We start from the raw sequence: 22,934 nt of genomic DNA on the forward strand, positions 1-22,934 counted from the left end.
GTGGGTGCTGAGGCAAGAAAAAACCCGCTGCCGGGGTCCGGAGCGGGTGTGGGGTGCGGGCCTGGCTGTTCAGAAGGTCAGGTCGCGAGCATCCACACCGCTCCGCAGAGCAGCCCAGTAAGTACCGTGAGAATAAGGGTTTCAGCCGCGAGGAGAGTCTGCACGCGCGCGATCGCGACGGCCTGGGCCGGGCGGCGGGTCAGAATGTGGGTCGCGCCGTGGGCCACGATCCGCTCCTTGGTTGATGGCGTCATAAGACCATGCTTCGCGGCGGCGCACAAGTCTCGCGACAAGAAAGTTCCATGACTGTCCGCCGGAAAGGCGCCATCAGGGTGAATTTTGCCGATCACGCGGCCACGAGATCATGCAGGTCGGCTAGAACGCTCTCGCAGGTGGCGTGGCGGCCGGCGCCGCGTCCCTTGCAGGTCCAGACGCGACCGTCGGCGCCCACGACGCGCAAGGCGTTCCGCTCGCCGTGCAGCGCGAGAAACAGCGGCTCCTCGACCGGCTTGAGGCGCACCTCCGCCCCCAGGACGCCGCCGATCGAGCGACACGCCCCGATCTGGCGCACGCCGGCCTCGCGCGGCGGCGAGGCGGCGTTCAGCGCGTCGAGCGGCAGGTGTTCGGGCAACCGTCCGAAAGCTTCGTAGGCGAGCAGCCGGACCTTGGCGGCGGAGTCGTGGCCCTCCAGATCCGCCGACGGGTCCTCCTCGGCGAAGCCCGCCGCGCGCGCCTCCGCCAACGCCTGATCGAACGGGGCGCCCTGGTCCAGCCGGTCGAGCATGAAGTTGACCGTGCCGTTCAGCACCGCTTCGAACCCGGCGATCGGGCCCGCCTCGCGCGCCTTGCGCAGCGTCTCGATCATGGCCACGCCGCCCCCGACCGCCGCCGAATAGGCGAGCCGTGCGCCCGACCGCTCGGCCAGCGCCTGCAGGCCCGCGGGGTCCAGGCTGATCGCCTGCTTGTTGGCGCTGGCGACGCGAAGGCCCCGCTCCAGCGCCTTGACGATCAGATCATGGCCGGCGCGGCCGTCGGACAGGGCCTCGAGCACGATCTCCGGCTCGCGCGCGAGGAGGTCGTCGGCGCGGGTCGTCAGCAGCGCCGGGTCCACCGCCACGTCACGCGGTCGCGCGGGATCGCGCACCAGGACGCCGACCACCTGAAACCTCGGGTCCGCCGACAGCCGCGCGTAGAGCCCCCCGCCGACCACGCCGCAGCCGGCGATGGCGACCCGAACCGGCCGATCCTCAAGCGGCGCGACCGGGGCCTCCAGTCGGGCGCCGATCCGCGTCCCGCCGGACGAGCCCAGCGCCGAGACGACGATCTCCAGCCCCTCGGCCTGGGCCAGCTCCAGGGCGTCGGCCTGGACCAGCCTACCGCCCACCCGTTTCGCCGTCGCCCAGTCGCAGGCCTGGAACCGCAGCGCCGCCGGATCGGCGCCGTTGGGATCGCGGTCGAACAGGCCGTCGACGTCCTTGACCAGCCGCACGTGATCGAGCCCCAGCGCCGAGGCGATCACCACCGCCGTCAGGTCGGTGCCGCCCCGACCCAGCAGCGCCAGCCGCCCGCACGGCCGCACCGCGCCGAAGCCGGGGGCGATCACCACCTCACGGCGGGCCAGCGCCTCCGCCAGACGCCCGCCCTCGACCCCGACGGGCCGCGCGTGCTCGGCCGCGCCCACCGCCTTCAGGCCGAGTTCGCGCACGCCGAGCGCCTCCACGTCCAGGCCGATCCGGTCGCAGGCGATGGCGAGCAGGCCCGCCGCCTTCTCCTCGCCGCCCAGCACATAGGCCGGCAGAAGGTCGTTGTCGTGCGCCAGGCCCAGGCCGCGCGCCTCCGCCAGCCGCCGGTCCGTCTCACCGGCCAGGGCCGAGACCACCGCCACCACCCGACGGCCCTCGCGCACGTGGCGGTAGATCTCCGAGGCGACGCGGGGCGCGTCCTCGACGCCGCGCAGCACGGACGAGCCGAACTTCAGCACCACCACCTCCGCGGCGGGGGCGGGCTTGTCGGCGACGCGAAGTCGGGCGGAAGCGGGTCGGTCGATCAGATCGAGGGGGGACATCGGGAGGCTCCGGAAGGTCGTTGGCGGCGGCGGGGATGGGACGTGAAAAACCCCGCCTGGCGGGGCCGGGCGGGGGTCGGGTCTGTCGCTTGCCTGGGTTCGGCGTGCGCTAACCTGTCCCCGCCCCGGAGGGCATGGTGGTGGTGGTCATACCGCCGCCGATGAGACCGGAGGTGAGGCCGCGCACGCCGGCGCCCGTCGCCGCGAGGGCGATCGTCAGGCCGGTGATGTGGTCAGCGCGCGCCACGGGACGCTCCGTTCAGGTCTGCCGTCAGCATGACCGCGAGCGCGACGGCCTGTCAACCCGCCAAGCATGAAACTTGCGCGACAGGACTTCGGCTCAGTCCATCGCCGGTGATCGCGCGGATATGTGGGGCGAGATTAGTCGATTTTTGCGCTTGACCGCCGCCGCACCTGCGAACAGTCTAGGGTCAGCTCATCAAGACCGGCTGAGGGATAGGCCCTTTGACGCCGGGGCAACCATCGGGTTCCGCCCGAAACGGTGCCAACTCCTGCGGAGGCCTCGCCGGCCTTCCGAGAGATGGGTGGAGGCGTCGATCAGGCGACGCGTCCACGGGTCTGTCGCCGCACGAGCCTTGTCGGGCTGAACGATGTGGACGACCCGATGACCCTGGCCTTCGCCGACCCTCAGACCGATCTGGAGCCCCTCTGTCGGGCCCGCCCCCGCCCCGCCTCCCGGCGTGAGGACGCCGTCGACGCGCGCGTGCCGATCCCCGCCGATTTCCGGCTGGAGTCCGGCGACCGGCTTCCTCAATCCGCGATCCTCGCCCGCCTGCACGGCCCTGCCGGCGCCCCGGTGGTCGCGGTGGCCGGCGGCATCTCTTCGGGGCGCTTCGTGCACCGCACCGAGACCAACGGCCTGGGCTGGTGGTCCGGCGCCGTGGGTCCGCGCTGCCCCATCGACCTCAACCGGCTCCAGGTCCTCGCCTTCGATTTCGCCCCGGGCGCGGAGGGCCTGGACCGGGCCGTGACCATCACCACGCGGGATCAGGCGCGGCTGCTGGCGCTGGTCCTCGATCACCTGCGGATCGAGCGGCTGGCGGCCTTCGTCGGCTGTTCCTACGGCGGCATGATCGCCCTGGCCTTCGCCGTCCTGTTCCCGGCCCGGGTCGAGCAGCTGCTGGTCGTGTCCGCCGCCCACCGCGCCCATCCGCTGGCGATCGCCTGGCGCGGCGTCCAGCGGCGGATCCTCGAGCTGGCCGAGGCCGCGGGTCGCCCGGAGGACGGCGTGGCGCTGGCCCGCCAGCTGGCCATGACCACCTATCGCACCGCGGACGAGTTCGACGCCCGCTTCGAGGTCGAGGCCCCGGCCCGGGCGGGTCAGGCCTATCCGGTCTGCGACTATCTGGTGGCGCGCGGCCGGGCCTATCGCAAGCACACCACCCCGGCCCGCTGGATCAGCCTGTCGGACTCGATCGACCGCCACGCGGTGCAGCCGGAGTCGGTGACCGTGCCGACCACGCTCGTCGGCTTCACCTCGGACCGGCTGGTGCCCATCGAGGACATGCGCGAGCTCGCCGCCCGCCTCCCCCTGCTGTTCCGCTTCGTCGAGGCGCCGTCGCTGTATGGCCATGACGCCTTCCTGAAGGAGGACGCGCTGGTCGGCGACGTCCTTCGCACCGCGCTCAAGGAGATCGTCTGATGAGCGACCGCCGCCCCGATCCACGCACCCTCGCCGCCCGCAGCGGCGTCGACCAGGACCCGGCCCACGGCGCGGTGATGCCGCCGCTGTATCTGTCGTCCAACTACGCCTTCGCCGGGTTCGAGCAGAAGCGGCGCTACGACTACACCCGCTCGGGCAATCCGACCCGCGACGTGCTGGCCGAGACCCTGGCGGGGCTGGAGGGCGGCGCCGGCTGCGTCGTCACCGCGACGGGCATGGCGGCGGTCGATCTCTCCCTGTCGCCGCTCGAGCCCGGCGACCTGCTGGTCGCGCCGCACGACCTCTACGGCGGCACCCACCGCCTGCTGTGCGCCCGGGCGAGGAAGGGCCATTTCCGGGTCGTCTTCGTCGACCAGAACGACGAGACGGCGCTCGCGGCGGCCCTGGCCGAGGGCCCGAAGCTGGTCTTCGTCGAGACCCCCTCCAACCCGCTGCTGCGCATCGTCGACATCCAGCGCATCTGCCGCCTGGCCCACGCGGCGGGGGCGAAGGTGATCGCGGACAACACCTTCCTGTCGCCGGCCCTGCAGCAGCCGATCCGGCTGGGCGCCGACGTGGTCGTGCATTCGACCACCAAATACATCAACGGCCATTCCGACGTGGTCGGCGGGGCCCTGATCTCGGCCGATCCGGCGGACCATGAACATTACGCCTGGTGGGCCAACTGTCTGGGCGTCACCGGCTCGCCGTTCGACGCCTATCTGACTCTGCGTGGAGTGCGCACTCTGTTTCCCCGCCTGGAGCAGCAGCAGCGGTCGGCGCAGGCCGTCGCCGAGGCGCTGATCGTGCATCCGGCGGTCAAGGCGGTCCACTATCCGGGCCTGCCCAGCCACCCCGGCCATGCCCTGGCCCGGCGCCAGCAGACCGGCTTCGGCGCCATGCTGAGCGTCGAGCTGAACGGCGGGACCGAAGCGGTCCGCGCGCTGGTCGAGACGCTCCAGGTCTTCACCCTGGCGGAATCCCTGGGCGGGGTGGAAAGCCTGATCGCCCACCCGGCGACCATGACCCACGCCGCCATGACGCCGGAAGCGCGGATCGAGGCGGGGATCACGGACGGGCTGCTGCGACTGTCGATCGGGCTCGAGGCGCCGCAGGACCTGCTCGCCGATCTGTCGGCGGGGCTGGACGCGGCCCTCCGACACGGCCGCGTGGCGCAGGCCGCTTAAGTCAACAGCGCCTCGGCGCGGGCGGCCAGGGCGAACGCCCCCTCCTCCTTGGCCAGCGCCACGGCTTCCGCCAGGGCCAGCCTGGGCAGGGCGGCAGGGCGGCCCAGCAGCCGTCCGCGCGCGGCGGCGACGTGTCCCAGTGCGATCTGGTCGGCGATCCAGTCAAACGCGTGCGGCGGCTCGGCCACGCCCGCCGCGCGCGCGCCCAGACGCCGACGCAGCGACGCCTCGATCTTCGACAGCGCGCCGAGGTCGCCCGCCTTCTCAGCCGCCAGCGCCTCCTGCTCCAGACGCCGCTCCCTCAGGGCCGCCGCCAGGATGGACGCGTCGGGGGCCAGCAGGCGCTCCACGGCCCTGAGATGCGCGAGCGACGGCGGCTGCTCCAGATCGCCGCGCGCGACCAGCAGGGCCGCCCAGTCCAGCGGACTGTGGTCCGCCGTGAACAGGTCGGTCGCCGCCTCGACCATGGCCACGGCCTGGGTCCGGGCCGCCGCGTCGCCCGCCATCCGGGCCAGGGCGCCCAGGCCGACGCCGCACAGGGCCAGCGCGCGCGCGCGCGTCAGCGGCCTGGCCTCGGCGGACGACGCCTCGACCATCTCGCGCAACAGCCGGCCCGCCTGATCCAGCAGGCGCGAATCGCGATCCGCCAGGCCCGCCTCCAGAAGGGCGCCCGCCCGCTCCAGCCTCAGGTCGTCGAGCATCGCCGTCGGCAGCCCGACGACCTCGGCGGCGCTGAGCGCGGCGTCGGCCAGCGCCAGGGAGTCCTGGCGCGCCGTGGGCATGGCCAGCAGCAGGCCCAGCCTGAGCGCCAGCCGGGCGTGCAGCACCGCCGCCTCGGCCTTCAAGACGTCCGTGGGCGGATCGCCCAGGTCCTCCAGCATGCGTCCCGCCGCCGCCAGGCCCTCCGGTCCGCCGACCAGATCGAAGCGCGCGATCAGATTGGCTATGGCCGACATGCGACCGGCGATCCTGCGTCCGCCGTCGCCCGCGTTCAGGACGGCGTCGGCCGCCGCCGCGTCGGCCCGCTCCAGGCTGTCGAGCCGGCCCCGGCGGCGCGCATGCTCTCGCCACAGGGCGGCGGACTTCAACGCGGCCTCGTGCGGCTGAGCGGCCGAGACCCGGCCCGCATCGACGGACGCCCGCTTGGCTTCCAGCTCCAGGGCGGCGACGGGCAGCAGTTCGACCCAGCCGAGATCCTCGGCCGGGCGTCGCCGGCTGAACAGCCGTCTCAGATCACGTCCGAAGTCGAACATGGGAAGCGCCTTGATCGTCCTTTCGTCCCGTGACGGGACCGTCGGACGGCCCCTTGCAGGTTTCGCGCTAACGTCTCCACCGCCACGACGGTTCGATCAGCCGAGGTTGGGCGTTCGGGCGCGGCAGGCGGCCAGAGCCTCGCGCGCGGCGGGATCGCGCCGGGTGAGCTGTCGGACGGCCAGGGTCCGCGCGGCGGTCTGTTCCCGATCCACCTCGATCTCGCTCTTGCCGGCGGCGGCCCCCGCCTGCGCCGTCGCCAGCGCCCAGAACAGGGCCGCGTCGGACAGGGCGCGGCCCTCGCCGCTCTCGCCGCCCTCCAGCTCCGAGGCGGCCTGGGTCAGTCCGGCGCAGCGCAGCGTCTCCGCCCATGACAGCGGCGGGGCGGGCGTCTGTTGCGCCAGGGCCAGGGTCAGGATCGCCGTCAGGATCAAGGCGGAGGGCTCCGTCGATTTCGCCTGCGACTAGACCACGCGGCCGTGGTCGAAGAAAGGCGATCGCCCCCTCTGGCGTTCCGTTCGCGGCCTCCCACATGACGGCCTCGGTTTGCAACAGGAGGTGTTGCCGATGTCCAAGCTCTTCGACCCGATCACCCTGGGCGCGATCCCGCTCAAGAACCGCGTGGCGCTGGCGCCGATGACGCGCAGCCGCGCCGGCGCCGGCGAGGTGATCAACGCCACCGCCGCGGACTACTACGCCCAGCGCGCCGGGGCGGGCCTGATCATCACCGAGGCGACCCAGATCAGCCGCCAGGGTCAGGGCTATCCGAACACCCCCGGCCTCTTCACCGACGCCCAGGTCGCGGGCTGGCGCGCGGTGGTCGACGCCGTTCACGCCAAGGGCGGCAGGATCGTCGCCCAGCTGTGGCACGTGGGCCGGGTGTCGATCCCCGACTATCAGCCGGACGGCGGCCAGCCGGTCGCGCCGTCGCCGGTCGCGGCCAAGGGTCAGGCGATGAAGCCGGACTTCACCTTCACCCCCTTCGTCACGCCCCGGGCCCTGACCACCGACGAGATCGCCGGCGTCGTCCAGGATTACGCCCACGCCGCCCGCCGCGCCCACGAGGCCGGCTTCGACGGCGTCGAGATCCACGCGGCGAACGGCTACCTCATCGACCAGTTCCTGCGCGACGGCTCCAACACGCGCACCGATCAGTACGGCGGCGCGATCGAGAACCGCGTCCGCTTCCTGCTTGAGGTGACCCAGGCGATCGTAGCCGAGATCGGCGCGGACCGCGTCGGCGTGCGCATTTCGCCGGTGGGCACGAACAACGACATGGCCGACAGCGACCCGGCGGCCCTGTTCACCCATGTAGCGGCGGCGCTGAAGCCGTTCGGGCTGGCCTATCTGCACGTCATCGAGGCCGAGCCGCCCCATCCCATGGCCGGTCCCGAGGGCTCGCCTCGGCTGGCCAAGGCGCTGCGTGAGGCGTTCGGCGGTCCCCTGATGCTGAACGGCGGCCTGGACCGCGCCAAGGCCGAGGCGGCCCTGGCGGACGGGCGCGCCGATCTGGTCAGCGTCGGCGTGCCCTTCCTCGCCAACCCCGACCTGGTGGACCGCTGGAAGACCGACGCGCCCCTGAACACCCCGGACCGCGCCACCTTCTACGGCGGCGACGAGAAGGGCTATACCGACTACCCCTTCCTGGAGACGGTCGAGGCCTAGAAGACGTCCGGCGCGTCGATCCGCGAGCGGCGCGCCGGAGCCTTGTCCAGACCGGCCCACAGCTCCGCCAGCGTCTCGACGACGGCCACGAGATCGGCTTCCGGCAGGCAGTAAGGCAGGCGCAGGAATCGCTCGAAGGCGCCGTCCAGCCCAAAGCGCGTCCCTTCCGCAAGCATGAGGTTTCGGCCCCGCGCGGCCTCGACCAGCGGCCTCGCCGACCGACCGGGCAGGGCCACCCACAGCGACAATCCGCCCGCTGGTCGTCGGAAGCGCCAGTCGGGCAGGCGGTCTTGCAGCGCCGTGGCCAGGGCGCTCTCGCGCGCCTTCAACTCGACCCGGCGCTCGGCCAGCGCCGCCTGATCGCCGAGCAGCAGGTGGGCGGAGGCCAACTGGTCCATCACGGCCACGCCCAGGTCCATCGAGGCGCGCGCCTTGATGATCGCCTCGCGCCACTGGCCCGTCGCGCGGACCCAGCCGACGCGAAGGCCGCCCCACCATGACTTGCTCATCGACCCCAGCCGAATGACGTTCGCGCCTCCGCCGGGTGGCGGCGGGGGTCGGTCGAACCACAGCTCCCGCTGGGTGTCGTCGAACACGACGACGGCGCCGACAGTCTCGGCCTCGGCGATGATCCTGGCCTCGTCTTCGGTCGACAGGACGTGACCCGTGGGGTTCTGGTGCGCTCCGATCAGATAGACGAGACGAGGCCGCACCCGCCGCAGAGTGCGGATCATCGTCTCCACGTCCCAGCCGTCTTCGCCCAGGGCGACCGGTACTGGCCTAAGCCCCGCGCGCAGAACGGCCTCCATGGCGTGGGGGTAGGTGGGGTGGTCGATGATCACGCTCTCGCCCGGCCGACCGAGCGCGCGCAGCACCAGCGACCAGCCGTTCTGGGCCCCGGCCGTGATCACGAACTGCTCGGGATCGCTGGCCAGCCCGGCCTGCGACATTCGTTCGGCTGCGGCGGCCCGGAGCGCCAGCAGGCCGACGGGGTCATAGCCATGCCCGGGCAGGAGCAAGGGCAGGGTTTCGATCGCCTTGGCGAAGGCCTGATGCACCGGGGCGCCGGCGGGCAGGACAGCGGTGGCCATGTTGATGACGCCGGGCGCGGCGTCGAGATGGAACAGGCCTTCCGGCGCCGCGCCGCGCTGGACGGGCAGGGCGGTGTAAGTCCCCGAACCGACCCGGCTGACCAGAAAGCCCTCGTCTCTGAGCCTGTCCATCGCGGCGCTGACGGTGATGCGGCTGACGCCCAAAGCCTGGGCGAGGCTGCGTTCGCCAGGCAGGCGCGCATCGATCGGAAGACGGCCATCCAGGATCAGGGCCTTCAGCCCTTTGGCCAGTCGCCGATAGGCCACCGTGTCGGAACCGACATCGCCGAGTCCCTCCAGATGACGACTGAGCGCGAACAGGGTGATGGTCACGGACATAGGGCCACCTTGTATAGAGTGGCTATGGATTTCAAGGCCGGTTGACCGATGATGGCCTCATGTTCCTGCGCCGCTTCACCCAGCTTCAGCTCGGCCTCTTCCTCTATGGGGCGTCGCTCGCCCTGATGGTCGAGGCGGGGCTGGGCCTCAATCCCTGGAGCGTCTTCCACCAGGGTCTGGCCGAGATCACTGGGCTCAGCCTCGGCCTCATCGTCAATCTGGTGGGCGCCCTGGTGCTGCTGGTCTGGATTCCGCTCCGGCAAAAGCCGGGGCTGGGAACGATCTGCAACGTCCTGCTGATCGGGACGTCGGCCGACATCGTGCTGTGGATTATCCCGCCGATCGAGGGGCTGGCGCTGAGGATCGCCTTCCTCGTCGGCGCCGTGGTGCTGAACGGCGCGGCGACGGGGGCCTACATCGGCGCCGGTCTGGGGCCGGGGCCGCGCGACGGCCTGACGACCGGCATGGTGCGACTGACCGGCTGGCCCGTGCGCTGGGTGCGGATGGGGATCGAGTTGGCCGTGCTCGCGCTCGGCTGGATGCTGGGCGGCGCTATCGGTGTGGGCACGGTGCTCTACGCCCTGACCAACGGACCCCTGCTGCAGCTGTTCCTGCCGATGTTCGAGATCGCGCCCGAGCCCTCGACCGGGCCGGCCCCGGCGGCTTAGGCGGCCGCCAGGCCCCCGTCGCGAACCGCGCGTTCTCTGGCACCTCCGCCGTTTCGCAGAAGCGCCTGCGGTCGTCATGACGCTCCTAACGGCAAGGGTCGGCGTCAGAGCGATGGCAGGGGCGTCCGGGTTCAGCTCTGCGGCCTATCCGCGCTCCCGGGTCTTGGTGAACCTCACCTTCGGGAAGCGTTCCGCGACGTACCCGGTCTCCCAGCTCGACTTGGCCAGGAAGACCGGGTTCTGGTCGATGTCGACGGCCATCTGGGGCCGGTACTTGCCGGCGAAGTCCTCGAGGTCGGCCTTGTCGCCGTCGATCCAGCGGGCCTCCGCGTAGGGGCTGGGCTCGAACACGACGTCCAGCCCGTATTCCTCGCCGAGGCGATCGGCCATGACCTCGAACTGCAGCTGGCCCACCGCGCCGACGATGAAGTCCGAGCCCAGCTCGGGCCGGAACAGCTGGGTCACGCCCTCCTCGGCCAGGCCTTCAAGCGCCTTCTTCAGATGCTTGGCCTTCAGCGGATCCTTGACCCGCACCCGCTGCAGGATCTCCGGCGCGAAGTTCGGCAGGCCGGCGAACCGGATCAGGCCGCTCTCCGACAGGCTGTCGCCGACCCGCAGCACGCCGTGGTTCGGAATGCCGATGACGTCGCCGGCGTAGGCCTCCTCGGCCAGCTCCCGGTCCGAGGCGAAGAACATGATCGGCGCGTTCACGCTCAGCTGCTTGCCGGTGTTCTGGACCTTCAGCTTCATGCCGCGCTTGAAGGCGCCCGACGCCATGCGGAACATGGCGATGCGGTCGCGGTGGTTCGGGTCCATGTTGGCCTGGACCTTGAAGACGAAGCCGGTCACCTCGTCGCGGCCCGGCTCGACCGACAGCGCCTCGGGCGCCGGCGCGTTGCGGGTTTCGGGCGGCGCTTCCTTCTTCGCCGGCATGACCTTGGGCGGCGGCGCCCAGTCGCCGATGGCCTTCAACAGCTGCTCGATGCCGAAGTGGCGCAGCGCCGATCCCCACAGGACCGGCGTCATGTGGCCTTCCAGAAAGGCCTGCCGGTCGAACGGCTTGTAGCCCGCCTCCACCAGCTCCAGCGCATCGGCCAGATCGGCCTGTTCGCGGCCCTCGAAGAAGGACGCGGCCTGATCCAGCGGCAGGGGATCGCCGTGGTCGGGGTCTTCGTCCGACCCTGCGGGCTTCTTCACATAGGGCTGGAACCGGCCGGCGCCCACCTCGGCCATGCCGCGCAGCCGGTTGCCGCTCTCGGCCGGCCACCAGATCGGCGAGGGGTCGAGCGCCAGCCGCGACGCGATCTCGTCCAAGAGCGCCATCGGGTCCTGGGCCTCGCGGTCCAGCTTGTTGATGAAGGTGATGATCGGGATGTCCCTGAGGCGGCACACCTCGAACAGCTTCAGCGTCTGCGGCTCGATGCCCTTGGCGGCGTCCAGCACCATGATGGCGCAGTCGGCGGCCGTCAGGGTCCGATAGGTGTCCTCCGAGAAGTCCTCGTGGCCCGGCGTGTCGAGCAGGTTGAACATCTTGCCGTCGTGCTCGAACGTCATGACCGAGGCGGTGACGGAGATGCCGCGCTCCTTCTCGATCTTCATCCAGTCCGAACGGGCCCGCCGGTTCTCGCCCCGCGCGCGTACGGCGCCCGCCGCCCGGATCGCGCCCCCGGCCAGCAGGATGTGCTCGGTCAGGGTCGTCTTGCCGGCGTCCGGGTGGGCGATGATGGCGAAGGTCCTGCGGCGGGACGCTTCTTCGGAGAGGGACAGCTTGGACATGCGGCCCGCGCGATAGCGGTCGGCGGCGTCCAAGTCCAATCACGCGCAGGATCGTGACCGGCGTCGGTCTGGTCGAACGGCGCTTTCGGTGTCATCGTCGCGTCACGGTACGCGTCCAGCCACGTGAAGCCGGGGCGACCGTAGGGACGAAACGATCTCAACGGAGGGCCCCATGGCTCTGCTGCATCCGGCCGACCGCGCCGCCGCCGATCCATCCAAGCCGCATCCGGCGCTGTGCTTCTTCACCGGCCTGGGCGTCATCTTCGCCGGCGGGCTGGGGATACACCTGCTTTTCAGACTGATCTTCTAGACCGAAACCGGCTCAGTTGGACGCAATGCTCGTCTCGAACTGCCCTCCTGGGTCGCGCCGGTGTCGGTGCGGGGGAGCGTGTAGCTGGCGGAGGCGGTCTCGCCGGAGCGGGCATAGGCTCGGGGATGAACCAGGCCCTCGCCGGCCGCCGCTGACCCGACCCGGCGTCAGGGAGCCGATCGCGACGGCTCCCCCAAGACCGCGGCGTCCGTTCAGTCCGCGTCCGACTGCGCCGGCGTCAGCGCCGGGGCGGGCGGCCCGGCGAGCGCCGTATTCAGGGCGTCCCTGTCCAGCGCGCCCTCCCAGCGGGCGACCACGACGGTCGCCACGGCGTTGCCGATGAAGTTGGTGATCGCCCGGCACTCGCTCATGAACCGGTCCACGCCCAGGATCAGCGCCATGCCCGCGACCGGGACGCTGGGCACGACCGCCAAGGTCGCCGCCAGGGTGATGAAGCCGGCCCCCGTCACCCCGGCCGCGCCCTTAGAGCTCAGCATCGCCACGCCCAGCAGCAGCAGTTGCTCGCCGATCGACAGCTCGACCCCGCACGCCTGGGCGATGAACAGCGCCGCCAGGGTCATGTAGATGTTGGTGCCGTCCAGGTTGAAGGAATAGCCGGTCGGCACGACCAGCCCCACCACCGGCCGGTCGCATCCGGCCTTCTCCATCTTGGCCATCAGGCTGGGCAGCGCCGCCTCGGACGACGAGGTCCCGAGCACCAGCAGCAGTTCTTCCCGCAGGTAGCGGATCAGCTTCAGGATCGAGAAGCCGTTGAGCGCCGCGATCGCGCCCAGCACCACGAGGATGAAGGCCGCCGAGGTCAGATAGAAGGTCGCGACCAGCGCCGCCAGGTTGACGATCGACTCGATGCCGTAGCGGCCGATGGTGAAGGCGAAGGCCCCGAACGCCCCGATCGGCGCCGCCTTCATCAGGATGGCCACCAGCTTGAAGAAGGCCTCCGACACCGCCTCCAGCACGGTCATCACCGGCTGGGCCCGGTCCCCGATCGCCGCCAGCGACACGCCGAACAGGATCGAGAAGAACAGCACCTGAAGGATCTGGCCCCCGGCGAAGGCGCCCACCACGGTCTCGGGGATGATCTCCATCAGGAAGCCGACGATCGAGCTTTCCTGGGCGCCGGCCACGTAGCCGCTCACCGCGCCCGCATCCAGGGTCGCGGGGTCCACCCCCATGCCCGCGCCGGGCCGCACGACGTTGGCGACCACCAGCCCCACCACCAGGGCGAAACTGGACACCGCCAGGAAGTAGGCGAAGGCCTTGCCCGCCACGCCGCCGACCTTCCTCAGGTCGCGCAGGTGGGCGATGCCGACCGCCACCGTCAGGAAGATCACCGGCGCGATGATCATCTTCACCAGCCGGATGAAGGCGTCGCCCAGCGGCTTCAGACTTTCCCCGAACGTCGGCCAGACATGGCCGATGACGGCGCCCAGCACGATCGCGGCGATCACCTGCACATAGAGCTGGCTCCAGATCGGCTTGCGGCGCGGCGTCTGCGGCGCCGCGGCGGGCTCGGGCGGCGACACGCCGGGGGCGGCCCGGACGACGGTCGAGCGACGCTTGCGGGGCGGGCGGGCGGTCAGGTCTTCGGTCAAGCGGCGGCTCCGGGAGGCAGGACCAGAATGGCTCTGAAGTCGTTGACGTTGGTGCGGGTCGGTCCGGTGGCGATAGCGTCGCCCAAGGCTTCGAAGAGACTCAGCGTATCGTTATTCGCGATCAGACCGGCCACATCGAGCCCGATCGCCTCGGCTCGCTCAAGACTGTCGGGCCGCGACAGCGCCCCCGCCGCCGGCCCGACCCCGTCGATCCCGTCGGTGTCGGCCGCCAGCGCCCATACGCGACGGCTGGGACCTAGCGCGGTCATGAACGACGCCAGGTATTCGGTGTTTCGCCCTCCTCGACCGGAGCCGGCCACGGTCACGGTTGTCTCGCCCCCCGACAGCACCAGCATCCCCGTCGCGCCGGTCACCAGATCCCGCGCCAGGCCCGCATGCGCGCGACCCAACGCCCGCGCCTGATCTTGCAGGTCAGCGCCGAGGTTGATCACATCAAGCCCCTGGCGCCTGGCTTCCCCATCAGCGGCGGCCAGGGCGTCCCGTCCCGTCCGCAGAACATACACGGGGCCCCGCGCGAGGGGCGGTCGGGGGACGCGGGCGGACAGGGCGGCGGCGACCCGGGGGGAAAGCGGCGCGAGCGCGTCCTCCTGGCCCCTGGCGGACGGCTCGAGGGTCGGCCCGCCCCCCACGACGGCCGGATCGTCGCCGGGCACGTCCGAGACGATGAAGGTGGCGATCGAGGCGGGGTGCGCGGCCCGCGCCAGTCCGCCGGCCTTGATGCGCGACAGTCGTGCCCGCGCGGCGTTCATCTGCGCGATCGGCGCGCCGGCGGACAGCAAGCGACGGTTCAGCTCGATCTCGTCCTGAAGCGTCAGCCCCTCGATCGGCGCGGCGAGCAGGGCCGAGGCCCCGCCGGAAATCAGCGCCACGAGCAGATCGCCCTCGCCCAGCTCCGCCGCGAGCGACAGCATGCGTTCCCCGGCCTGCGCCGAAGCGGCGGTCGGCAGGGGATGTCCGGCTGTCATGGCCGAGAACCGGTTCAGGGGAAGACCGTGCCCGGGCGGGGTGACGACAAGGCCATCCAGCTGCGTCGGAGAAAGCCAGGAAGGTGGGTTCGCCTCGATCGCCGCCGCCATGGCCGCCGCCGCCTTCCCGGCGGCGAGCACGCGTACGCGGCCCCGGGTCGGGGGCATGCGTTCCGCTATGCCGGAAAAATCGGAGGCGGCGGTCACCGCGACGGTGAAAAGTCGCCGCAGCAGCACCTGAGGTTCTAGCAACCGCCGCCTCCAGTGAACCCGGCCCGGGGAGCGGCGGCGGCCCGTCAGGGCCGCCAGGCCAGGCGTTTCGTTGTCAGAAGGTCGCGCGCAAACCGACCTGATAGGTGGAGCCGAAGTCCTGGACCCGCTCGAACAGGCTCTGGCGACCGCCGACATAGTAGCGCACGTCCTTTTCTCCGGTCAGATTGACGCCATCGACGTACAGCTGAACGGCGCTTGTGACGTTCCACCTCAGGTTCACGTCGAGCTGGGTGTAGGGCGCGCGATAGCGGTCCTCGATCCCGTCGCCGGAAAGGCCGGACAGAACCCGTCCGCGATGATTGGCGGCCAGGCGCATGGACAGGACTTCATTCTCCCACCCCAGGGACAGGTTGCCTGAGATGTCCGCCTGGCCGGGGAAGGGAAAGCTCTCGCCGGGCCGCTCGCTGGTCTCCGCCTCGCTGTCCGCCAGGGTCACGTTGCCTTCCAGGAACAGGCCGGACCAGAGGCCCGGCAGTTGCACGAAGGTTTGCGAATAGGAGAGCTCGACCCCGGTGACACTCGCCTCGCCGCCGTTGATGACCGTTTCGATGCTGTCGAAGTTGGTGGCGACCCCGGCGGGCAGCACGATGGGAGTCTGGGTGATGTCGTCGGTCTCGAAATCCAGGAAGAAGTCGCTGATCTCCTTGTGGAACACCGCCACCTGGAACACTGACTGCCTGGAGGGATAGAAAGCGACCGAAGCGTCAAACTGGTCGGCGATCAGCGGGTCCAGGAACGGGTTGCCGGCCTCCAGTTCGCGGGTGTCGTCGGGCTCATCGGCATCGAACCGCACCGCCTGACTGTTCCGCGCGTCCTCGAAGTCCGGCCGCTTGATCCCCCGACCGTAGGAGGCGCGCACGACGATGCTGTCGGACGGCTCCCAGCGGATCAGGGCGCTCGGAAGCCAGTCCGTGTAGTCCTTCTCGTAGGTTCCGAGGTCGATGGCGGTGAGCGGCTGGCCGTTCGCATCCAGACCGTTGTCGTCGCTCTCGAAGAAGAAGCCCTGGCTCGAGAACTCGGTCTGCTCGACCCGAACGCCGCCGATCAGCGTCAGATTGGGGGCCAGACGCCAGTTGCCCATGACATAGGCCGCCGAGACGTCCTCGCCCAGCCGGTAGTCGGAAGCCACCGTGTTGTCCTGTCGCTGGAACGTCGGATCGCTCAGCAGGGCGTCCCGCGTCTGAAGCGCGAGGTCGCGGAGCACGTCCAGGTCGACGAACGGGCCGAACTCCCGGAAGTTGCTGTCCGGGCTGAACAGAGGCAGGTCCTCGTAGGTGAGCTCGAAGCCGGCGTCGTCCGGGCTGCCGTTGTATTCGGCCTTGTCGGCCTCCTTGTCGCGGGTGCGGTACTTCGCGCCGAACTGAACATAGCCTCCAGGGCCGAAGGCCGAGAAGGGCGCACGAATGTTGAACCGGCCCGAGGAGATCTCGTCGGTCCGCTCCTCCTCGATGAACAGCAAGTTGGAATACTCGTACTCGTCGAAGTCGTCGAAATCGATGTCGCCGGGCCCTTCGGGAAACCCGAGCACGAGTAGACTGTCAGGCCCGTAGCTGGCTTGAGCTTGGATGTTGTCAAGCTGGAAACGGGGACGCAGTCCGTCCTCCTGCGACCATCGGGACCGCGAGTGGTCGAGCTGGTAGTCGATCTCCCAGTCGTTCGCGAAACGGTACTCGCCGCCGGCGGACAGCGACAGCAGACGATCCTCGGTCGGCTGGAAGAAGACCTGATAACGGTTGCGGACGTCGTTGAAGGTGCCCGAGGTGTCGGTGATGTCCAGCACCTCGCTGCCCGTCGACCGCTCGGTCTGCCAGAGCTGCTGGACCCGCGTGTCGTCGTCGTTCAGCTGGGTGAACTGGGCGCGGAAGAACAGCTCCATGCCGTCGCGTGGGCGGTACTCGAGGTTGAGGGTGCCGCCGAAGCGCTCGCGCTCGCCGATCTCGAACCGCTGGTTCAGCTCGTTGGGATAGAGGAAGGTGGTTCCGCCGCGCGTGATGGCGCGCAGCCCCTCCTCATTCCTGAGGTCGTCGCCGTTGATGAAGCGCTCGGAGTAGTTGGCGGAGATCGCCAGACCGAGATCGCCGTCCATGAACCGCCGGGCCACGCTGCCCGAGACCTCGGGGCCCCACTTGCCCGCGTATTCCTGATAGTTGCCCTCGGCGCGCAGGGTGTAGCGATCGCCCGGCTGGTCGTAAGCCGACTGGCTCTGCAGCTCCACCGCCCCGCCGATGGTGTCGCCGTCCATGTCGGGCGTGTAGGTCTTGGACACCACGATGCGGCCGAGCAGATCAGACGGAATGACATCCAGCGCGACCGTGCTCGATCCGGCTTCCGAGGTGCCGACCCTCACGCCGTTCACGGTCACCTGGGTGAAGGACGACGGCAGGCCCCGCACCGACACCGTGCGGCCCTCGCCCTCGTTCCGCTCGATGTTGATGCCCGGCAGGCGCTGCAGCGCCTCTGCGGTGTTCTGGTCCCCGAACTGGCCGACCGAGTCGGCGGAGACCACGTTGGTGAGATTGTCAGCCTCCCGCTCCGCCGCCCGGGCCGAGGCGATGGCCCCGCGCTGGCCGGTGACGACGATCCCCTCGACCTCGGTCACCGGATCCTGGGCCCAGGCGACCCCCGCCGGACCGGCGAGCGCGGTGATGATGGCGATAGATGAAACCCCTCGGCGCATGGCCGTCCTCCCGTGGATGTGTTCGCGCCGCTTATGGATCGGCTTGTCAGCACCCATAGCTCCGCCCTGTCCGGATGTCAAAATCGTCCTGACCAATTCTCATATGTCGCCTGACCGGACACGGCGGGTTGCGGATATTGGTCAGGCCGGTCTAGGGTGACGTAACGGAGATTGCGCCATGATCACCAATCGACGCACCGCCTTGGCCGCCGCAGCCGTCGGGTTCTGGGCAGGGGCCGGACGGGTTCGCGCCACGAGCGTCCATCCGCCCAGACGGGACCCCGAGGGTCTGCTACGCTTTCCGATCGATCCGGCTCCCCCGTTGGATCTGAGCGAGATCGCGCCCGAGCCGATCGTGCTGCGGGCCCTAGAGCTTTGGCGCACGCCCCAGGAGGGAACGATCCTGGTGAGAGCCGTCTCGGCCGACGGCGTCGAGGGGGTCGTGCGAGCATCGACCAAGGCCGAGGAGACGATCGAGTTCTTTCGCCTGTTCGTCATGCCGAAGTTCATCGGCGAGGACATGCGCCGGCTCTATCGGATATTGGAGCGGGGATACCGCGACGACTACGAATACGCCTCGGTGCCCTGGTGGAGCGCGATGGGCCAGGCGGAAGTCGCGGTCTGGGATCTGATCGGCAGGACGGTGGGCAAGGCCTGTCACGCCCTGATGGGCCGCAAACTTCGGGACGAGATCCCGGTCTATCTGTCCTCCAACCAGCGCGGCACGCGGCCGGAGGAGGAGGTCGATCACCTGCGCCGCCGCGTGGAGGAGACCGGTTGCCAGGCGATCAAGATCAAGATCGGCCGCCGCATGGGCCGCAACACCGACATGTACGAGGGCCGGTCGGAGGCCATGGTCAAGGCCGTGCGCGAGGCGTTCGGCGACGGGATGACGATCTATGCCGACGCGAACGGCGCCTATGACGCGCCGACGGCGATCGAGGTGTGCCGCATGCTGCAGTCCTATGGCGTGGCCATGCTGGAGGAACCCTGCCCGTTCGAAGCCTTCGAAATGGCCAAGCAGGTCACCGACCGCACCGACCTGCTGATCGCGGGCGGCGAGAACGACTGCGCCTTCGAGAAGTGGGCCTGGTATTGCGACAACCGCGCCTATGACGTGCTGCAGCCGGACCCGATGTACAACGGCGGCATGATGCGCTGCGTGGCCGTGCAGCAGATGAGCGAGGCCGCGGGCCTGCTCTACAACCCGCATTTTCCCCGCAACAACGCCGACACCAGCCCGCTGCTGCACCTCTGCGCCGTCGCGCCCAATCTGTACGGGTTCCAGGAGTATCGCTCGCGTCCCGACGCGCTCGACTTCGCCCACTCACCCCAGATGGCTCCACGCGGCGGAACCCTGCCCGTCTCCGACGCTCCGGGCTTCGGCATCGAGTATGACCCGTCCATCTGGTCGACGGCGACGAGAATCCTGCCGCAATGAGGATGGATCGACGCGCCCTGCTGGCCGGCTTCGGCGCGGCGGCCCTCGCCGGCCCCGCCTGCGCCCAGGTGGCGGTTCGCCGCCCGGACGGTCTGCTGGCCTTTCCCGAAGCCTCCGCCGATCAGGTGGACTTCCGCCGCTGGCTGGATCGGCCGGTGGTCCTTCGCTCCGCCGAGATGCTGAAGGTCGACGGCCGCCACGAGTTCGTGCGCGTGGTCTCCGAGGACGGCGTGGAGGGCGTGGTCAAGGCCAACAGCCGCATGGCGGAGGTCTCCAGCCTGTTCCGCCTGGTGGTCAAGCCGCGCCTCGTCGGCCAGGACATGCGCGACATCGAGCGGCTGATCCGCGAGCTCTACACGCGGGAATACAAGTTCGCCTCCCTACCCTTCTGGACCGCCGTCGGCCATCTGGAGCTGGCGATCTGGGACATGATGGGCCGGACGGCGGGCGTGCGCTGCGTCGAGTTCATGGGGCCGGTCCAGAGGACGGAGATCCCGATCTACATCTCCTCGCTGAGGCGCAACACCACGCCAGAGGAGGAGGTCGCCTGGCTGGCCGAGGAGGTCGAAACCACCGGCGCACGCGGCGTCAAGATCAAGGTCGGCGGGCGCATGAGCCGCAATGAAGACGCCAGCCCCGGCCGTTCCGAGGCCGTGGTGCGCGCCGTGCGCCAGTATTTCGGCGACGCCTTCACGATCTACGCCGACGCCAATGGGAGCTATGACGCGCCGGCCGCGATCGAGCTCTGCCGCATGCTGGAGGATCATGGCGTCGCCATCCTCGAGGAGCCCTGTCCCTTCGAGGATGTCGAGATGACCCGGCAGGTCGTCGAGCGCACCTCGCTGGCCATCGCGGGCGGAGAACAGGACAACAGCCTGGAACGCTGGCGCTGGCTGATCGAGAACCGGGCGCTGGACGTGCTCCAGCCCGACTTCATGTACAACGGCGGCATGGCGCGCACGCTGGAGGTGCAGCGCATGGCCTCCGCCGCCGGCGTCGGCGTGGCGCCTCACTATCCCCGCAGCGGCTCCGAGACGGTCGAGCTCATCCACTTCGCCGCCTATGCGCCGAACCTGCACGGCCTTCAGGAATACAGGGGCCAGGGACGCGACCTCGACTTCCCGCATGAGCCCCGCATCGCCCCCCGCGACGGCGTGCTGACCCTGCCGGAGGGCGTCGGCTTCGGCGTGACCTTCGATCCGGCCCTGTGGCCTTCAGCGGAGCGTCTGTGATGACCCGGTTTCTTTGCGCTGCGGCCTCGCTCATTCTCTGGGGCGCCGCAGCCCAGGTCCAGGCTCAGGCCCAGGTCCAGCCTCAGGCCCGGGGCCAGGATTGCCTGATCACCGACTACGGCGCCGTCGCCGACGACGAAACGCTCGACACCGCCGCCATACAGGCGGCCGTAGACGACTGCCGGGATCGGGGCGGCCGGGTCGTCACCCCGGCGGGCCGTTTCGTCTCGGGCCAGATTCGGCTGGGCTCGCGCATGGAGTTCCACCTCGCGCCAGGCGCGGTTCTGGCGGCCTCGACCCGGCTGGACGATTTCGCGCCCGTGATCGACGGCGAACATCGCGCCTTCGTGGTGGCCCAGGGCGCGGAGGACCTACTGATCAGCGGCAAGGGCGTGCTGGACGGCCAGGGCGCGGCCGCGTGGCCGACCCCGGACGCCGAACGCCTGCGCTTCGGCCTCATCGTCGACCGCTGCCGCAATGTCACGATCCGCGACGTGACGGTCCGGGACACCCCGATGTACCTCAGCGCCGTGAAGGACTGCGACAACGTCGTGATCGACGGCGTGACCCTCACCGCTCCGTGGGACAGTCCGAACACCGATGGACTGCAGATCATCGACAGCGCCGACGTGCGTGTCTCCAACTGCCTGATCTCGGTCGGCGACGACGGCGTCGTGACCAAGGCCCGTCGACGCTTCGTCGAGCGACTTCAGATCACCAACTGCCGGATCAGCTCCGACGACGGCGCCCTGAAGTTCGGCACGCGCTCGGAGAGCGGCGTGCGCGACAGCCTGTTCTCCAACCTGACCATCACCGAGTCCCGGTATGGCGTGGCGCTCTTCATGATCCACGGCGGGCTCTATGCGAACAACCGGTTCTCCAACATCCGCATCGCGACGGGGGGGCGGCACTGGCGCCACTTTCCGATCTTCGTCGACATCGACGATCGTGCGGACGGGCCGAGGCCGCTCGGGCGGATCGAGGGCCTGACCTTCGATGGGCTGGACATCACCACCGCCGGCAACATCCTGATCGGGGGACACCCGAGCTCCCCGGTCCGCGACCTGACCTTGACCGACATACGCATGCGGGTGGAGGACGCTCAGGATCTCGCCGCGACCGCCGGCAAACCCCGGGGCAACCGACGCTTCCAGCCTGTGCCCGGCGCCGCGGATCACTCCGGCGTCGTCGCCCATGTGGTGCTGGGCCATGTCGCGGGGGCGAGCGTGCGGGGCCTGGACGTCCGGGGGATCGCGCCGGGCGACCAGCGCGCCGTTCTGGCCCTGCCGAACTCGAGCGACGTCACCGTCGACGCCGGCCCGGTGTCTGTCCGATGAACGCCGCGACGCGACGGAGCCTGCTCGCCGGGGGTCTGGTGGCGGGCCTCGGCGGATGCGGATCCATCGCCCGCCCTGCGGCCGACTCTTGGTCCAGGGCGGACGCCATCGTCGCCGGCATCCAGTCGCCGAGGATCCCCGCACGGGAGACTCGCATCACGGAGCACGGGGCGCGGACCGGCGCCCATGACGCGCTGCCCGCCGTCCTGGCCGCCATCGGGTCCATCGCGGACGCGGGCGGCGGCCGTGTGATCCTCCCGGCGGGCGAGTGGCGCCTGGACGGGCCGATCCATCTCCGCAGCGGCGTGGAGCTGCACGTCGAAGCCGGGGCGGTGGTCCGCTTCACACCAGAGGCGCGCTTCTATCCGACCGTCTTCACCCGATGGGAGGGGACGGAGGTCTTCAACCACTCTCCCCTCATCTATGGGCGCGGCCTCACGGACGTGGCGGTGACCGGCGCGGGCCGGTTCGAGGGCGGCGGGCGCGACTACTGGTTCACCTGGCGGCCCGAGCAGCGGCCGGACCAGACGCTGCTGCGTCAGATGGGCGCCGAAGGCGTGCCGGTGTCGGACCGGGTCTTCGGCCTGGGGCGAAAACTGCGCCCCGCCTTCCTCCAGTTCATCGACTGCCGCCGCGTGCTGATCGAGGGCCCGACCTTCGCCGACAGTCCGTTCTGGGTGATCCACCCTGTTTACTGCGACCACGTCACGGTCCGCAGGATCGGCGTGGTGTCAAAGCATCTGAACAGCGACGGCTGTGACCCCGACAGCTGCACCAACGTCCTGATCGAGGGCTGCCGGTTCGATGTCTCGGACGACTGCGTGGCCGTGAAGTCCGGGCGGGATCAGGACGGCTGGCGCGTCGCTCGACCCAGCCGCGCCATCGTCGTCCAGGACTGCGAGATGCGGACCGACATCGCCGCCGCCTTCGCCATCGGCTCGGAGATGTCAGGCGGGGCGAACGACATCTGGGTGCGCCGGCTGGCGGTGCCCCACGCCGAGCACGCCCTCTACTTCAAGGCCAATCTGGACCGGGGCGGCGTCATCGAGCGCATCCGCATCAAGGACGTGGCGGTCGAGAAGACCGAGAGCCTTATCCATTTCACCACCGACTATCACAGCTGGCGCGGCGGGAACTTCCCCCCGACCTACCGGGATTTCCGCGTCGAGGACGTGCGCTGCGTCGAGGCCGAGCAGGCGCTCCGGATCGCCGGCGTGCCGAGCGCGCCGGTCCAGGACGTGCTGCTGCGAAACGTCAGCTGCGACCGGGCGACGGAGCCCGACCTGATCCGCGACACCCGTCGGCTGAGGCTGGAGGGCGTGCGCGTTAACGGCCGGGCGGTGACGGCACCGGCCTGAGC

General features: G+C 70.3%; 19 protein-coding genes and 1 riboswitch. Of the genes, 9 read left to right on the top strand and 10 right to left on the bottom strand.

Annotated features, from left to right (window positions below; all coding sequences use genetic code 11):
• Nucleotides 1-77: 77 nt before the first annotated feature.
• From ACFFGE_RS06410 to ACFFGE_RS06420, 3 genes are all read right to left on the bottom strand, one after another.
• Complete coding sequence (locus tag ACFFGE_RS06410; protein ID WP_376835422.1) at nt 78-227, bottom strand: hypothetical protein; 150 nt, start codon at nt 225-227, stop codon at nt 78-80.
• A 119-nt stretch (nt 228-346) separates the two neighbouring features.
• Nucleotides 347-2,065 carry an amino acid kinase family protein gene (locus ACFFGE_RS06415; protein ID WP_376835423.1) on the bottom strand — a complete coding sequence of 573 codons (1,719 nt, stop codon included), beginning with the start codon at nt 2,063-2,065 and terminating at the stop codon, nt 347-349.
• Nucleotides 2,066-2,174: 109 nt separating this feature from the next.
• Nucleotides 2,175-2,312, bottom strand: a complete 138-nt coding sequence (locus ACFFGE_RS06420; RefSeq protein WP_376835424.1) for a hypothetical protein — start codon at nt 2,310-2,312, stop codon at nt 2,175-2,177.
• Nucleotides 2,313-2,498: 186 nt separating this feature from the next.
• A riboswitch (SAM riboswitch) is annotated at nt 2,499-2,613 on the top strand.
• A 77-nt stretch (nt 2,614-2,690) separates the two neighbouring features.
• On the opposite strand from ACFFGE_RS06420, the gene metX reads away from it, so the two are divergent.
• Nucleotides 2,691-3,728, top strand: coding sequence for a homoserine O-succinyltransferase MetX (gene metX / locus ACFFGE_RS06425; RefSeq protein WP_376835425.1), 1,038 nt, complete (start codon nt 2,691-2,693; stop codon nt 3,726-3,728).
• Nucleotides 3,728-4,915, top strand: coding sequence for a cystathionine gamma-synthase (metB, locus tag ACFFGE_RS06430; RefSeq protein WP_376835426.1), 1,188 nt, complete (start codon nt 3,728-3,730; stop codon nt 4,913-4,915). The genes metX and metB overlap by 1 nt, the downstream gene beginning before the upstream one ends.
• Here metB and ACFFGE_RS06435 read toward each other — a convergent pair.
• On the bottom strand, nt 4,912-6,168 hold the full coding sequence (locus ACFFGE_RS06435) for a hypothetical protein (protein WP_376835427.1): 1,257 nt from the start codon (nt 6,166-6,168) through the stop codon (nt 4,912-4,914). The genes metB and ACFFGE_RS06435 overlap by 4 nt on opposite strands.
• Nucleotides 6,169-6,264: 96 nt before the next feature.
• Nucleotides 6,265-6,600 carry a hypothetical protein gene (locus tag ACFFGE_RS06440; protein ID WP_376835428.1) on the bottom strand — a complete coding sequence of 112 codons (336 nt, stop codon included), beginning with the start codon at nt 6,598-6,600 and terminating at the stop codon, nt 6,265-6,267.
• 133 nt (nt 6,601-6,733) lie between these two features.
• On the opposite strand from ACFFGE_RS06440, the gene ACFFGE_RS06445 reads away from it, so the two are divergent.
• Nucleotides 6,734-7,831 (top strand): alkene reductase, encoded by a 1,098-nt coding sequence (locus ACFFGE_RS06445; protein ID WP_376835429.1) that lies wholly within the window; start codon nt 6,734-6,736, stop codon nt 7,829-7,831.
• On the opposite strand, the gene yczR is transcribed toward ACFFGE_RS06445, so the two are convergent.
• Nucleotides 7,828-9,261 (bottom strand): MocR-like transcription factor YczR, encoded by a 1,434-nt coding sequence (gene yczR, locus ACFFGE_RS06450; protein ID WP_376835430.1) that lies wholly within the window; start codon nt 9,259-9,261, stop codon nt 7,828-7,830. The genes ACFFGE_RS06445 and yczR overlap by 4 nt on opposite strands.
• Nucleotides 9,262-9,320: 59 nt before the next feature.
• Between yczR and yczE the strand changes: the two genes are divergently transcribed.
• Entirely contained in the window at nt 9,321-9,929 is a 609-nt protein-coding gene (gene yczE / locus ACFFGE_RS06455; protein ID WP_376835431.1) for a membrane protein YczE, read from the top strand.
• 144 nt (nt 9,930-10,073) lie between these two features.
• Here yczE and ACFFGE_RS06460 read toward each other — a convergent pair whose 3' ends face one another.
• A complete protein-coding gene (locus ACFFGE_RS06460; protein ID WP_376835581.1) occupies nt 10,074-11,705 on the bottom strand; it encodes a peptide chain release factor 3 in 1,632 nt (543 codons plus the stop codon).
• A gap of 172 nt (nt 11,706-11,877) precedes the next feature.
• On the opposite strand from ACFFGE_RS06460, the gene ACFFGE_RS06465 reads away from it, so the two are divergent.
• A complete protein-coding gene (locus ACFFGE_RS06465; protein WP_376835432.1) occupies nt 11,878-12,015 on the top strand; it encodes a hypothetical protein in 138 nt (45 codons plus the stop codon).
• A 212-nt stretch (nt 12,016-12,227) separates the two neighbouring features.
• Here the strand turns inward: ACFFGE_RS06465 and ACFFGE_RS06470 are convergent, their stop codons facing one another.
• The 3 genes from ACFFGE_RS06470 to ACFFGE_RS06480 form a co-directional block, all read right to left on the bottom strand.
• Nucleotides 12,228-13,559, bottom strand: a complete 1,332-nt coding sequence (locus ACFFGE_RS06470; protein WP_376835583.1) for a dicarboxylate/amino acid:cation symporter — start codon at nt 13,557-13,559, stop codon at nt 12,228-12,230.
• Between the two features lie 65 nt (nt 13,560-13,624).
• Nucleotides 13,625-14,866 carry a glycerate kinase type-2 family protein gene (locus tag ACFFGE_RS06475; protein ID WP_376835433.1) on the bottom strand — a complete coding sequence of 414 codons (1,242 nt, stop codon included), beginning with the start codon at nt 14,864-14,866 and terminating at the stop codon, nt 13,625-13,627.
• A 73-nt stretch (nt 14,867-14,939) separates the two neighbouring features.
• Nucleotides 14,940-17,564, bottom strand: coding sequence for a TonB-dependent receptor (locus tag ACFFGE_RS06480; protein WP_376835434.1), 2,625 nt, complete (start codon nt 17,562-17,564; stop codon nt 14,940-14,942).
• 178 nt (nt 17,565-17,742) lie between these two features.
• On the opposite strand from ACFFGE_RS06480, the gene ACFFGE_RS06485 reads away from it, so the two are divergent.
• From ACFFGE_RS06485 to ACFFGE_RS06500, 4 genes are read left to right on the top strand one after another with little or no spacing between them, the layout of a single operon-like run.
• Nucleotides 17,743-19,005, top strand: coding sequence for a mandelate racemase/muconate lactonizing enzyme family protein (locus ACFFGE_RS06485; RefSeq protein WP_376835435.1), 1,263 nt, complete (start codon nt 17,743-17,745; stop codon nt 19,003-19,005).
• A complete protein-coding gene (locus ACFFGE_RS06490; RefSeq protein ID WP_376835436.1) occupies nt 19,002-20,237 on the top strand; it encodes a mandelate racemase/muconate lactonizing enzyme family protein in 1,236 nt (411 codons plus the stop codon). The genes ACFFGE_RS06485 and ACFFGE_RS06490 overlap by 4 nt, the downstream gene beginning before the upstream one ends.
• Nucleotides 20,237-21,574, top strand: a complete 1,338-nt coding sequence (locus ACFFGE_RS06495) for a glycoside hydrolase family 28 protein (protein WP_376835437.1) — start codon at nt 20,237-20,239, stop codon at nt 21,572-21,574. The genes ACFFGE_RS06490 and ACFFGE_RS06495 overlap by 1 nt, the downstream gene beginning before the upstream one ends.
• Entirely contained in the window at nt 21,571-22,932 is a 1,362-nt protein-coding gene (locus ACFFGE_RS06500; RefSeq protein WP_376835438.1) for a glycoside hydrolase family 28 protein, read from the top strand. Before ACFFGE_RS06495 ends, ACFFGE_RS06500 begins: the two co-directional genes overlap by 4 nt.
• Nucleotides 22,933-22,934: the final 2 nt, after the last annotated feature.

The sequence above is a fragment of the Brevundimonas balnearis genome (assembly GCF_042434805.1).
GTDB classification, from domain to species: Bacteria; Pseudomonadota; Alphaproteobacteria; order Caulobacterales; family Caulobacteraceae; genus Brevundimonas; species Brevundimonas balnearis.